Genomic DNA, 13,377 nt, shown 5'->3' with positions numbered 1-13,377 from the left:
ATTTTAATTGAAATAAATTTTAATTCTTGCTTAAATGATCTTGAAGTTCACTCCAGTTGTAAAGTGTTCCTCCTTTTTCAGATTTTGCCTTTTCTGCATCGGTCCTATTCTCAAAAGCTGATAAAAAAGCACCCATCGGACTTGGGATATTCTCGCTAATTAAAAACGTAGCTTTAGTAGCATCTATAAGTGCTTCTGGCTCGGTATAATTATTTGATAAATACAGTTTAATTTGTGAGGTATCAAATTCATCAAGGAAGTTTACCATGCATTCGGTAGCATCAAACTTGTATACTTTTCCTTTTGTAGTAACAATTTCTGCTGCATGTACTTTATCTACTATAGTCATTTTACAAAAATGACAACCATCATTTCCATAATCTATAGGTTTTGGTGAGACATTACAGCTACATAAGAGTAGTAATAATGCAATAATTGAATAGTGTTTTAGTGTTTGCATGATTTTAGTGTTTTAGTGTTTTGATCTTGTCTACATAGTCATAGATTTTTTATGTGTTTTCTTTCCAATTAGAAAAGCAACAAATGAAGTTGCAATACCTAAGGCTAGAAATAAAGCACCAAATTGCGGATAAGAGTGTGCTCTAAAATTTAATATGTCTTTACTTCCAAATAATGGTGGCTGAAACCCCATTTGAGTCCCATCAGGATTAGTAAATTTCATGATTGCCTTAGGGTCAAGATTATGACCGTAATCATGCTCCCACAAATAAAAATCATACATCCCTGCTGCACTCAAAGCAATCATTAAAATAAACCATCCTAAAAACCATTTATAATTTCCTTTAAATGCAATAAGAAGACCTATTACACTAGTAATGATAATACCTAAAGGGAATATCTTAAACTCTGGAATCGCTTCTGGTATATACTTCATACCAACATAATGATTCATCAAATTTATATTCTTGATGTCATGTGGATTAGCATCAGAAAAGTCATTAATGTGTATGTACATCCCTAATGGTGTTGGATATTGTGGTGCTTCCAATGTAATCTTCCAAAGTGGAAATAAAAACAATCCTAATGGCAGAATAGCCGCAAGTAACATGATGATATTTGACTTTTTCATCTTGAAATATTTAGTGTTTTTTTTAGTGTTTTAGATTAGAAAGGCGAGAGCGAAAAAATAACTCTCGCCTTTTTGTATAGGAAAATAAACACTAAAACAAAATCCTCCTATGCTATTTAATTATTCGATGTCTTCCCCAAGTGACCATTTTAATGGCGTATCAGAATTTGCTGGTGAAACTCTAACATAACCTTGCATCTCTTGATGAAGCGCAGAACAGAAATCGGTACAATAGAATGGCCATACCCCAACTTGTTTTGGTTCCCAAAGGAAAGTTTCTGTTTGACCTGGCATAATTAATAATTCAGAAGTATTAGCTCCAATCATACTTACACCATGTGGCACATCATAATCTTGCTCTAAGTTGGTAATATGGAAGTACACCTTATCTCCTACTTTAATACCTTCAATATTATCTGGTGCAAAGTGACTACGTATGGTGGTCATATAAACATGTACGGTTTTTCCATCACGAACTACTTTAGTATCCATTTCACTTTTAGCAACATATGGATGATTATTATCTTCAAGGTTGAAAATCTTCTTAGAACGGGGTTTGATTAAATCTGCAGGGCAACCAGCAGCGTAATGCGGTTCTCCAATCGTTGGAAAATCTAATAATAATTCCATTTTATCACCTGAGATATCATAAAGCTGTGCAGATTGCGTCACTTCTGGACCAGTTGGTAAATAACGATCTTTAGTAATCTTATTCATGGCTACCACATATTTACCCCAAGGTTTTTGCGAATTTCCACCCGGAATCATTAAGTGACCCACTGAATAATAACAAGGTTGCCTGTCTAAAACTTCCCAAGTTCCTACTTTCCATTTAACAACTTCAGAAGAAATAAAGAATGTTGTATATGCGTTTCCTTTGTCATCAAACTCTGTATGTAACGGTCCTAACCCTGGTTGCTCTACAACACCTGCTAATACATCTTCAAAATTGATAATTGGAATTCCATAAGCATCACCTGCGAATTTTTTGTTTTCAATGGCATCCAGCATTTTTGTAAAGGAGTGTACTGTTAAATTAGCAGATAATTTACCGTTACCAACAATATACTCTCCGGTTGGATCAACATCACAACCATGAGGTGACTTAGGCGTAGGTAGAAGGTATACTGCACCAGGAACTTCAGACGGATTAACAACTCTCACTTCTTTTTTCATTGTAGATGTTGCCATGTGTGTACTTTCATCATAGACATTATGCGCATAGTTTGTTGGCATCATTGTTCCACCTCCATTATTGACATACTCTTCAATTTTCTTCCAGTTAATTGCAGCAATAAAATCTTTATCATTTTGGGAAGCATTTACTTCCATAAGTGTACTTGCTTCCTCAGAATTATATGTTGAGAAGAAGAACCAACCATGAGAAGCACCACGGCCTGGATGTGCTAAATCATAATCAAAACCTGGCATGATTAATTGAAATTTAATATCCATATGACCATGTTCAGGTTCAACAGAGATAAATGTTAAAGACCCTTTGAAGTTTCCTTTATAATCTTTAATAGGCATATCTTTTTGAGGAATCGGTACAGAGAAACGTGTTCCAGCTACAACATACTCACTATTTTCAGTAACAAATGAAGAACTGTGATTACCAGCACTATTTGGCACTTCTATAATTTCTGTTGTCTCAAAAGTTGATAGATCTATTTTTGCTATACGAGGTGTATTATTCCCATTTATAAATACCCAACGTCCATCAACGACACCGTTAGTTTGAGAAATATCTGGGTGATGGGCATCATCCCAAGGCACAAAACCATGTGATGTGTTTAACATTGGCTTTGTTTCTTCATTGTACCCATAGGCTTTTTCTGCATCTTGAGAGAATACAGGAATGACCTTAAAGAGCCGTCCAGAAGGCAATCCGTAAACAGATAATTGCCCACTAAATCCTCCAGAGATAAATGCATAAAATTCATCATGCTCTCCTGGCGCCACATAAACTTTTTCGGCAACATTGTCTGCTAATGCACCTGATTTACTATCAGATGATTTTGAGTTATTACAACTTGTATACGTTGTAAATATGAATACAAGAGCAATACTTAATTTAAATAAATTCTTCATGTTTTCTTAATAATTTGATTAGTGTTTTTATTCTTCTGTTGGTGGCAACAGTACTTTATCTATAACATGTACAATACCATTGCCAGCTTTAACGCTACCTAATATCTTCGCTCCTCCAATCATAGGCTCACCATCTATAACTTCAACTTTAACATATTGATTATTGGCTTGACCAAGTCTTTTGAATTTTTTTAAAAAATCTTTAGAATAGTTACCTGGTGTCACATGATATTTTAAGATATTAGCCAAAGCATCTTTATTCTCTGGCTTTAATAAATTGTCAACTGTTCCTTCTGGTAAAGCAGCGAAAGCATCATTAGTTGGTGCAAAAACCATTAATGGTCCTGCATTAACTAAGGCATTTTCTAACTCTGCAGCTTGTACAGCTGCGACCAAGGTTGAATGATCTTTTGATCCAATCGCTATATCTAAAACTGTTGGCGTACTTTCATCGTCTTTAATAAAAGCCTGACCAGTTTTTTCATTAGATTTAGCTTTAGTTTCAGTAGCGGTCGTGTTCGTTGAGGCATCATTATTTTCATTTTTGCAAGAGCAAATCAATGCTACAAATGCAAGAACAAAAAAGAATTGTTTGGCTGTTTTCATAATATGTTATTTTAGTGTTCTGAAATACTCTAATACGGCTCTTGCCTCTGCTTCAGTGAGATTTTGATTAGCCATTGGTGAGCCGTTAAACTCAATTAAAAGTTCCTTTGCCAAGGGGTCATTTTTAACCATACCTTCTGGATCCAAAATCATATTCATAACCCATTCTGGTGTTCTCCTTTCTAAAATCCCTGATGGAGCGGGACCAATAAACTTTTTGTTTGGTCTATGGCAAGCTGTGCACATTTTTTTAAAAACCTCTGCTCCCTCATCTGCCAGTGTTTGATCTATTCCATCGCTCAACGTTAACGAGGTAATTGGTCCTACACCTTTGTTAGTGAGATCTACTTTTTCTGAAGCCTTTACTGAAGTTGATTTAGGCGTATCCTTTTTTACCGTTTTTTCTTTTTTTACAACGGTAACCTGTTCTTTTTTCTCCTCCTCTTTGCCACCACAACTCAATAGCAGTGTCACAAAAAATACGAGCATTAGTCTTAGTGCTGTTTTCATATTAAATCGATTTTATTTAACAAAATTAAGACTCAGAGACCTCATAAAATATGACAATTATCATATTAAGGATAAAATTGTCCTAATTAAAAATGAATACAGTCTTCTTTCATATTTATGTTAAAACTTTAAGTACGCTTCTACCAACCAATAACTTGACCACATCTTTTGCTTATCTTTAAAGCAACTAAACCAAACACAAATGAAAAAAATAAATTTCCTGATGCTTCTCTTTGCATCATTATCTCTCTTTGCTCAAGATATTTCGCTTGATGTATTAAAAAACATGGAACCTCGTAATATTGGCCCTGGTGGTATGTCTGGACGTGTAACTGCTATTGACGCCGTTCATAGTAATCCTGATATTATGTATGTGGGTACGGCTTCGGGTGGTCTCTGGAAAAGTGAATCTGGAGGTATTACTTGGACACCAATTTTTGACGATGAAGTCACGGCTTCAATTGGTGCTGTTGCCATTCAGCAATCAAACCCGAGTGTCATCTGGGTTGGAACGGGAGAAGGTAATCCTAGAAATAGTTTAAATGGTGGTTATGGCATCTTTAAATCTTTAGATGGCGGAAAGAGTTGGACAGCGATGGGACTCGAAAAAACGCGTCACATTCATCGTGTGATTATCGATCCAACAAATCCTAATATTGTTTATGTAGCGGCTATAGGTTCGCCATGGGGAGAACATCCAGAACGTGGTGTTTTTAAAACTACAGATGGTGGTAAAACATGGAATAAAGTCTTATTTGCTAATAATAAAACTGGAGCGGCAGATTTAATTATGGATCCTAAAAACCCTAACAAGTTAATTGCAACGCTATGGGAACACAAACGTGAACCTTGGTTTTTTAATTCTGGTGGTGAAGGATCTGGATTACATATCACTCATGATGGTGGAGCAACTTGGAAAAAAATCACAGATAAAGAAGGATTTCCTAAAGGGAATCTTGGCCGAATTGGTGTCGCAATAGCTGCTAATAAACCCAATATTGTTTACGCTTTAGTTGAAGCAAAGAAAAATGCCTTATATAAAAGTGAAGATGGTGGTTTTACATGGAAAATGATCAATAATAAAAGAGATATCGGTAACCGTCCATTTTATTATTCTGAAATTTATGTAGATCCGCAAAATGAAAATCGCGTGTATTCTATATATACCTATGTGAATGTATCTGAAGATGGCGGAAAAAACTTTAGACAATTGATGCCTGCCTATGGCGTGAGTAACGGTGTTCATCCAGATCATCATGCATGGTGGATTCATCCAAAAAATGGAAATTTCATGATTGATGGTAATGATGGTGGTATGAACATCACGAAAGACGGTGGAAAATCATGGCGTTTTATTGGAAACTTACCTGTGGCTCAATTTTACCACATCAATGTCGATAACGAGATTCCGTATAATGTTTACGGAGGAATGCAGGATAATGGCTCTTGGAGAGGGCCGGCTTATGTATGGAGATCTCAGGGAATTCGTAACAGTTATTGGCAAGAAATAAGTTTTGGTGATGGTTTTGATGTCGTACCAGACAAGGACGATTCTAGATACGGATGGTCGATGAGTCAACAAGGTTTTGTAAGTCGATACGACTGGCAAACAGGAAATAATTATTCGGTGAGACCAACACATCCAGATCCAGAAGTAAGATTGCGTTTTAATTGGAATTCAGCTATTAATATTGACCCTTTTTATAATAGCACACTTTACTTTGGAAGCCAGTTTGTTCACAAATCAACAGATAAAGGAGATACATGGACCGTTATTTCTCCAGATTTAACAACGAACGATCCCGAAAAGCAAAAACAATCTGAAAGTGGCGGTCTGACAATGGATGCCACAGGAGCAGAAAATCATACAACAATCTTAGTCATTGAACCTTCTCCGCTCGAACGCAATATGTTATGGGTTGGAACAGACGATGGAAAAGTACATTACACAACAAATGGTGGAGATTCATGGAATGATGTTACAAAAAACATCAAAGGTTTACCTGCAGGAAGTTGGATTGCACAAATAAAAGCGTCTAATAAAAATAAAGGTGAAGCTTTACTCATTGCAAATGATTACAGACGCTTTAATTATACACCTTATGCTTACCGAACAAAAGACTATGGAAAAACATGGCAACGAATCGTAGATGCTAACGACGCTCAAAGTTATACCTTATCTATTGTTGAAGACCCTATAGAAAAAAATCTGATGTTCTTAGGAACTGATGACGGTCTCTATATTTCATTTGATGCTGGAAATAAGTGGACCAAATGGACCAATGGTTTTCCAACAGTTTCTGTAAAAGATTTAGTAATTCATCCGCGTGAACACGATTTAATTATCGGAACTTTTGGTCGTGCGGCTTGGGTTCTGGATGATATTCGTCCGTTACGTGCCTTAGCAAAAAACAAAGAAGTACTCAATCAAAAGCTTGAACTTTTCGAACCTCCAACGGCCTATCAAGCTGCTTACCAACAGCCTACAGGAAGTCGTTTTGGAGCAGATGCCATGTATCATGGAGATAATAGAGGTTATGGGGCCATTTTATCCTATTTTGTGAAAATCGATGCGAAGAAAAAAGCATCCGAAGACAAAAAAGGAAAAAAAGATAAAGAAGCAGATAAAAAAGATATGGCTTCAGAAGAAAAAGAAGCTAAAAAAGTGAAATGGGATTCTATCCATCTTAAAATTTATGATGGTGATCGTTTAATAAGAACCCTAAAACGTAAGGCTCCAGATTCTACTGGCTTATACAAATGGACATGGTTTATGAATGAAGCTGGAGTAGATTTTCCTTCTAAGCGCATTAGAAAACGTACTAGTGAACCAGGTGGTGTATCTGTAAAGCCAGGAAGTTATAAAGCTGTGATGAGTTTTGGCGATCAGTCTTCCGAAGAAATGGTAACCGTAAAACTAGATCCTAGAGTTAATGTATCTATGGCTAACATCAATGCCGTTTATGATACTTCAAAGCGTTTGGAGACCATGCAACAAACTGCAGCTGATGCTGTAAAACAACTTATCGAAAACAAAAACATTGCTAAAGATTACCAATCTTTACTCGGTAAATTAGATAAAGACAAGTACAAAGATGATATTAAAGCTTCTAAAGAGGTTGTAAAAAGTATTGATAGTATTGTCGATAAATTTTTAGGCAAAGAAGACAGTAGACAAGGGATTACAAGAAATCCTGAGGTTACTGTGATGCAACGTTTGGGTCTGGCGAGACGTTATGTAGGTTCCAGACAAAATGGTATTACAACTACCGAAACCACATTAATTAAAAACGCAAAAGAAGCTCTAGAAGATGTGCTTAATGAAGTCAATACGTTCTTCACTGAAACTTGGGCTCCTTATCGTACAAAAATGGAACAGGTACAAACAAATCCATTTAAAGACTTAAAGACTTTTAAATTAGATTAGCAACACACTAAAACAAACATTATGAAAACAAAACTTTTAGGATTATGCCTAGTAGCCCTTCTCCTTTCATGTAAAGAGGACGGAAATGACAAGGCTATTGCCAAACGAGAAATTAAGCAATATACTATTGAACAATTTATGGATAACGAAGCCGTTGGAGGCGGAAGTTTTTCGGCAGACAATAGTAAATTACTAGTCTCGAGTAATCGTTCCGGAATTTACAACGTCTATACGATCCCATCAACAGGAGGTGAAATGACACCTATAACGCAATCGGATAGCACGTCAATAACTGCACGTTCATATTTTCCAAATGATGACAGAATGCTATTAAATGCTGATGGAAATGGTGATGAAATTGATCACTTATTTGTTAGAGAATTAGATGGCACAATAAAGGATATCACTCCAGAAAAAGGAGCCAAATCTAGTTTTTATGGTTGGTCAAAAGACGACAAACACCTTTACTTTGGTTCAAATAAAAGAGACCCTCGATTTTTTGACGTTTATAAAATGTCTATTGATGACTATGCTTCAGAAATGATCTATCAAAATAATGACGGACTAAATTTTAGTGGCATGTCTGATGATGAGAATTATTTTGCGCTTTCAAAAACAGTAAATACGAATGATAGTGATCTATTTGTCTATGATTCGAAGACCAAAGAAATGACAAAAATCAATGATACACAAAGTGGAAATTCGGCTCAAGATTTTTCAAAAGACAATGGAATGTTCTATTATACTACAGATGATGGTGCTGAATTTTCATATTTAATGTCTTATAATTTGGAGACAAAAGAAAAGAAAAAAGTCGTAGAGAAGAAATGGGATATTATGGGAAGTGGATTTACTTCTGAAGGGACCTATATGGTCGTTTATGTTAATGAAGATGGAAAAAATGCCATAGAAGTTATTGATACTGAAACGTCTATGCCTATAGATCTTCCTGATTTTGGTGATAAAAGTATTACGAGTGTTAGTTTTAGTGATGATGAACAATGGATGCGCATGTATGTTGGTGGCTCAAATTCACCTTCAGATTTATACACCTACAATTTAGATACTAAAGAACAACACAAGCTTACAGATGTTCTTAATGACGATATCAATGCTGAAGATCTTGTAACTGCAAAAGTGATCCGTTATAAATCATTTGATGGCACTATTATTCCTGCCATTTATTACTTACCTCATCAAGCATCGGCAGAAAACAAAGTACCAGCTATGGTTTGGGTTCATGGTGGCCCAGGAGGACAAACACGTCAGGGATTTAGCTCTTTAATTCAGTACATGGTTAATCATGGTTATGCTGTATTAGCCGTTAATAATCGTGGAAGTAGTGGTTATGGAAAAACATTCTATCAAATGGATGATCTAAATCACGGAGAGAAAGATCTACAAGATTGTGTTGAAGGTAAAAACTGGTTAACGACTCAATCTGAAATTGATGGTGATAAAATTGGAATCATTGGAGGTTCGTATGGTGGCTATATGACTATGGCTGCATTAACTTATACTCCTGAAGAATTTGACGTTGGTGTAAATTTATTTGGAGTGACCAATTGGATACGAACATTAAAAAGTATTCCGCCATATTGGGAATCGTTTAGAGAATCCCTTTATAAAGAATTGGGCGACCCATTTTCTGCAGATTCTGTGCGCTTAAAACGTATCTCACCGTTATTTCACACAGATAAGGTAACGAAACCTTTGATTGTATTGCAAGGTGCTCAAGATCCTAGAGTGTTGCAGGTAGAATCTGACGAAATTGTTGCGGGCGTTAGAAAAAACAACGTGCCTGTTGAATATGTCCTCTTTGAAGATGAAGGTCATGGCTTTGTTAAAAAAGAAAACCAAATTGAATCTTACAGTAGAATTCTTAAATTTTTAGACACACATCTTAAAAAAGAAAAAATGCCAATTGATGGCGAAACTGAAGGCACTGAAATTGAAGTTGAAGACAGTGAGTAGTCTGTAAATCAGAAAATTAAAAAAGCTTGAGCTAATCGCCCAAGCTTTTTTTTGTTTTAGTAATTGACCTAATAACTAACTAAAACTATATTTTAAACGTTATCACAGGGAGTGATGCGTGATTAGCAACATCTTCAGAAACACTTCCAGTAAAAAAATGAGCCAAGCCCTTTCTACCATGTGTAGGAACAGCAATAAGGTCAGCTCCTAAAAGATTAGAAGCATTTAAAATCCCTTTTTCTACGGTATAATCTGATGTATAATGCACATCATTTAGCTTATCTAAATTACCATCGGCTTTTTTAAGAAAATCGGCCACTTTCACTTCCATTTCCGAAGAGCTACTAAAACCTTCTCCTGGCACATTAACGTGGACTAATTTCAAGTTATCGAACAACTGTCGTGCTTTTAAATAAGGTTCTACCATTTCAGTAGAAAAGTCACTAGCAAACGTCACTGTATCAAAACTCAAATTCACTGGTTTCTGTTTCACCACCAATACTGGAATTTCAGAATGACGTACCACTTTTTCGGTATTCGAGCCTACAAAAATCTCAGATAAACCACTAGCGCCATGAGACCCCATGACAATCATATCAGCATCGTGTTCTTTGGCTACTTCAGCAACCTCACTAAATACTTTAAAATGTTTTACAATAGGTGTTACACTAACACCTTCGAGGTAGTCATTAGATAAAAAATTGTCAAACTTTTGTTCGGCCAATTTCAAGAAGAACACCATTTTTTCATTGAGCTCATTACTTGAATCGGTTACACGTCCTTTTTCAATCTCGAGCATATGCAATGCTAAAATTTCAGCATTATTTCGTTTAGCAAGAATAGCTGCAGTTTCTAGGGCGTATTCAGAATATTCGGAAAAATCTATTGGTACTATTATCTTTTTCATTTGATTATGTTTTTGGGTTAAGTGTTCGTAAGTTACATGTTTTAGAGGTCTTTCAAAACCTCAAGTATTAATTTAACAATCATTTAAACTGTCATTGAAAACAATCTGGTTTCTGGTTGTCTTCGTTGTAGCAATACATCAAAGGCCATACAAACATTTCTCACATATGGTTGCCCTTTTTGAGTTACTTTGATGGCATCTTTATGAAATTCAACCAACCCATCATCTTCCATTTCTTTTAATTTAATGGCTATATCTTTTAGTTCATCTATATATAATGACTTATCAGTCCATTGGGTTTCAAAATGGCACATCAGGTTTAAGATGTGTTGTCTAACAATGAGATCTTCTGTATTTAAAATATGACCTCTATATACCGGAATTATGTTTTGCTCTACCAAATGGTAATACTCTTCAATGCCTTTCACATTTTGAGCAAACCCATACCAACTATCGCTAATAGAGGATACACCCAGACCAATCATTGCTTGTGTTTTAGAGGCTGTATACCCCATAAAATTTCGGTGTAATGTATTGGTCTTCATTGCTCGAAATAGTGAATCGGTTTCCAAAGCAAAATGATCCATTCCTATTTCATGATAGCCTGTTTCACTAAGTAGACTTTTACCTAACTCGTATTGTGCACGCTTTGATGCACCTGATGGTAAATCTGCTTCCTTATATCCGCGTTGTCCATTTCCTTTTAACCATGGCACATGTGCATAGCTGTAAAATGCTATACGATCTGGCATCAATGTTTTGGTGAGTTCAATAGTTTTAGCAACATGAGCTTCGGTTTGAAATGGTAAACCAAAAATAATATCATGACCAATAGATGTATAACCAATCGCTCTAGCAGAAAGTGTTGCTTGCTTTACATTGTCAAAAGGTTGAATACGATGAATTGCTTTTTGAACGGTTTCATTATAATCTTGAACTCCAAAACTCACACGAGAAAACCCTAAGTTATAAAGTGTTTGTAAATGTTCACGGGTTGTATTATTAGGATGTCCTTCAAAACTAAATTCATAATCTTCAGCGAGATTTGCTTTTCTCAAAATTCCTTTGATTAAAAATTCTAAGTTTTCAGGAGAAAAGAATGTTGGTGTTCCTCCTCCAAGATGAAGTTCCTTAATTTTTGGTCGCCCATCTAAGAGATTACAATACAAACTCCATTCTTTTAGTACTGCTCTAATGTAAGGACCTTCAACATCATGACGCTTTGTAATACGCTTATTGCAACCACAAAACGTGCACATACTTTCACAAAAAGGCAAATGAATGTAGAGACTAATACCTTCTGTATTATTACTTTCGTTAAAAGACACAGATAATGACGCTTTCCATTGCTTTAATGAGAAAGATGTGTTGTCCCAATAAGGAACTGTTGGATAACTTGTATAACGTGGTCCAGCCACATTATACTTATTGACTAATGAATTGCACATACCTATAACAATTATAACTCAAAATTACGTGCATTTGTTTGCAAAAAACATGATATATATCATATCTTGAAAATAAATTAAATCGGATATATTTTATGCTTAAAAGTGAACCCTTTGAAGTTACCTTAGCCAACAAGCAGAGTATTATTTTACCTGAAGCTATTGCGCATTTATTTCTGAAAAACGATCATAAACGGGTCAAAGTTGTGGTAACATTCAAGGAACAGAGCATCAATTATCATGGCGCTTTAATTCCGAAAAAAAACGGTTTATGTGTGATGTATTTTAGTAATGAAAAACAGAAAGCTCTTGGTATATTTATGAATGACTATTTTGAAATGCAACTCTTTGAAGATCAATCCAAATATGGTGTAGACATGCCAGAAGAGTTAGATGCAGTCTTAATGAGCGACCATGAGGCCTATACTATTTTTGAAGCATTAACACCAGGCAGGCAACGCAGCATCATCTATACAATCAAACGCTATAAATCGACGCAGACTAGAGTAGATAAAGCCATTTTGCTTACCGAAAATCTCAAACGAGGTATCACAGATCCCAAACTATGGCTCAAACAATTTTGATGGAATTGTTTTTTATCATTTCAAATAATGATTATCTTTCAACTTCAATAATACTTAAAACAAATAACTAATGAAACGTTCTATTGTATACATAACTATGTTAGCCTTGTGCTTAAACTTTTCGTGTAAAAAAGATAAAAAAGAAGAAGTCTCTAATGATGCCACCGAGGTTGAAACACCAGCTGAAGATAACACAAAGAAGCGTCCGACAGTTACTGATGAGCCTGCATATTATAAGGACAAGAAAAAAGTAACTTTAGCACTTGATTCTAAAAGCAATAGTGGTGTCACTGGAAATGTGGTATTTACGCAAGATCAAGGTGTAGTGACTATGATTGCCGTTCTGAGTGGCTTAACTGAAGGTGAGCATGCCATTCATATTCATGAAAAAGCAGATTGCTCATCTGATGACGGAAAATCATCTGGAGGACATTGGAATCCAACTGGACAACAACATGGAAAATGGGGTGACGAAACAGGATATCACAAAGGAGACATTGGTAACTTTACAGCAAATGATAAAGGCCATGCAACCATTACCAAGGTTACTAACGAATGGTGTATTGGTTGTGGCGATGATACTAAAGATATTCTTGGAAAAGCGATTATCGTACACCAAGGTGTTGACGATTTTAAATCACAACCTTCTGGAGCAGCCGGAAGTCGTGTGAGTTGTGGTGGCATTATAGAATAATGAATCGCAACATTAAGTTCATAGAAAAGCTACCATCGTGTAGCTT

Annotated in this window: 11 protein-coding genes; 4 read left to right on the top strand and 7 right to left on the bottom strand. The window is 35.7% G+C overall.

What is annotated here, in order from left to right; genetic code table 11:
* Positions 1-19 precede the first annotated feature (19 nt).
* From KWG70_RS11725 to KWG70_RS11705, 5 genes are all read right to left on the bottom strand, one after another.
* Entirely contained in the window at positions 20-460 is a 441-nt protein-coding gene (locus tag KWG70_RS11725; protein WP_230936224.1) for a nitrous oxide reductase accessory protein NosL, read from the bottom strand.
* Between the two features lie 30 nt (positions 461-490).
* Positions 491-1,090, bottom strand: a complete 600-nt coding sequence (locus tag KWG70_RS11720; protein ID WP_230936223.1) for a hypothetical protein — start codon at positions 1,088-1,090, stop codon at positions 491-493.
* A 120-nt stretch (positions 1,091-1,210) separates the two neighbouring features.
* On the bottom strand, positions 1,211-3,181 hold the full coding sequence (gene nosZ, locus KWG70_RS11715; protein WP_230936222.1) for a Sec-dependent nitrous-oxide reductase: 1,971 nt from the start codon (positions 3,179-3,181) through the stop codon (positions 1,211-1,213).
* A 27-nt stretch (positions 3,182-3,208) separates the two neighbouring features.
* Positions 3,209-3,787 (bottom strand): fasciclin domain-containing protein, encoded by a 579-nt coding sequence (locus tag KWG70_RS11710; protein WP_230936221.1) that lies wholly within the window; start codon positions 3,785-3,787, stop codon positions 3,209-3,211.
* Between the two features lie 6 nt (positions 3,788-3,793).
* Positions 3,794-4,297: a c-type cytochrome gene (locus KWG70_RS11705; protein WP_230936220.1), complete on the bottom strand. Its 504-nt coding sequence runs from the start codon at positions 4,295-4,297 to the stop codon at positions 3,794-3,796.
* Positions 4,298-4,499: 202 nt separating this feature from the next.
* Between KWG70_RS11705 and KWG70_RS11700 the strand changes: the two genes are divergently transcribed.
* Both KWG70_RS11700 and KWG70_RS11695 read left to right on the top strand, forming a co-directional pair.
* Complete coding sequence (locus KWG70_RS11700; protein WP_230936219.1) at positions 4,500-7,724, top strand: WD40/YVTN/BNR-like repeat-containing protein; 3,225 nt, start codon at positions 4,500-4,502, stop codon at positions 7,722-7,724.
* A gap of 21 nt (positions 7,725-7,745) precedes the next feature.
* Entirely contained in the window at positions 7,746-9,698 is a 1,953-nt protein-coding gene (locus KWG70_RS11695; protein ID WP_230936218.1) for a S9 family peptidase, read from the top strand.
* Between the two features lie 85 nt (positions 9,699-9,783).
* Here KWG70_RS11695 and KWG70_RS11690 read toward each other — a convergent pair whose 3' ends face one another.
* Positions 9,784-10,605 carry a universal stress protein gene (locus tag KWG70_RS11690; protein WP_230936217.1) on the bottom strand — a complete coding sequence of 274 codons (822 nt, stop codon included), beginning with the start codon at positions 10,603-10,605 and terminating at the stop codon, positions 9,784-9,786.
* 83 nt (positions 10,606-10,688) lie between these two features.
* On the bottom strand, positions 10,689-12,053 hold the full coding sequence (gene hemN, locus KWG70_RS11685) for an oxygen-independent coproporphyrinogen III oxidase (protein ID WP_230936216.1): 1,365 nt from the start codon (positions 12,051-12,053) through the stop codon (positions 10,689-10,691).
* A gap of 95 nt (positions 12,054-12,148) precedes the next feature.
* Here hemN and KWG70_RS11680 point away from each other — a divergent pair, with 95 nt between their 5' ends.
* Entirely contained in the window at positions 12,149-12,637 is a 489-nt protein-coding gene (locus KWG70_RS11680) for a YdeI/OmpD-associated family protein (protein WP_230936215.1), read from the top strand.
* 70 nt (positions 12,638-12,707) lie between these two features.
* The gene (locus tag KWG70_RS11675; RefSeq protein ID WP_230936214.1) at positions 12,708-13,331 is read left to right on the top strand and encodes a superoxide dismutase family protein; all 624 of its coding nucleotides are present in this window, start codon (positions 12,708-12,710) and stop codon (positions 13,329-13,331) included.
* The last annotated feature ends 46 nt before the right edge of the window (positions 13,332-13,377 follow it).

Source organism: Psychroserpens luteolus (assembly GCF_021032705.1).
Taxonomy (GTDB): domain Bacteria; phylum Bacteroidota; class Bacteroidia; order Flavobacteriales; family Flavobacteriaceae; genus Psychroserpens; species Psychroserpens luteolus.
This window is presented reverse-complemented; position numbering and strand designations above follow the sequence as displayed.

Bases quoted from the DNA above. Each gene is read 5' to 3' on its own strand.
- KWG70_RS11680 (WP_230936215.1), top strand. From the start codon at position 12,149: ATGCTTAAAAGTGAACCCTTTGAAGTTACCTTAGCCAACAAGCAGAGT.
- KWG70_RS11690 (WP_230936217.1), bottom strand. From the start codon at position 10,605: ATGAAAAAGATAATAGTACCAATAGATTTTTCCGAATATTCTGAATAC.
- KWG70_RS11720 (WP_230936223.1), bottom strand. From the start codon at position 1,090: ATGAAAAAGTCAAATATCATCATGTTACTTGCGGCTATTCTGCCATTA.
- KWG70_RS11695 (WP_230936218.1), top strand. From the start codon at position 7,746: ATGAAAACAAAACTTTTAGGATTATGCCTAGTAGCCCTTCTCCTTTCA.
- nosZ (WP_230936222.1), bottom strand. From the start codon at position 3,181: ATGAAGAATTTATTTAAATTAAGTATTGCTCTTGTATTCATATTTACA.
- KWG70_RS11725 (WP_230936224.1), bottom strand. From the start codon at position 460: ATGCAAACACTAAAACACTATTCAATTATTGCATTATTACTACTCTTA.
- KWG70_RS11675 (WP_230936214.1), top strand. From the start codon at position 12,708: ATGAAACGTTCTATTGTATACATAACTATGTTAGCCTTGTGCTTAAAC.
- KWG70_RS11700 (WP_230936219.1), top strand. From the start codon at position 4,500: ATGAAAAAAATAAATTTCCTGATGCTTCTCTTTGCATCATTATCTCTC.
- KWG70_RS11705 (WP_230936220.1), bottom strand. From the start codon at position 4,297: ATGAAAACAGCACTAAGACTAATGCTCGTATTTTTTGTGACACTGCTA.
- KWG70_RS11710 (WP_230936221.1), bottom strand. From the start codon at position 3,787: ATGAAAACAGCCAAACAATTCTTTTTTGTTCTTGCATTTGTAGCATTG.
- hemN (WP_230936216.1), bottom strand. From the start codon at position 12,053: ATGTGCAATTCATTAGTCAATAAGTATAATGTGGCTGGACCACGTTAT.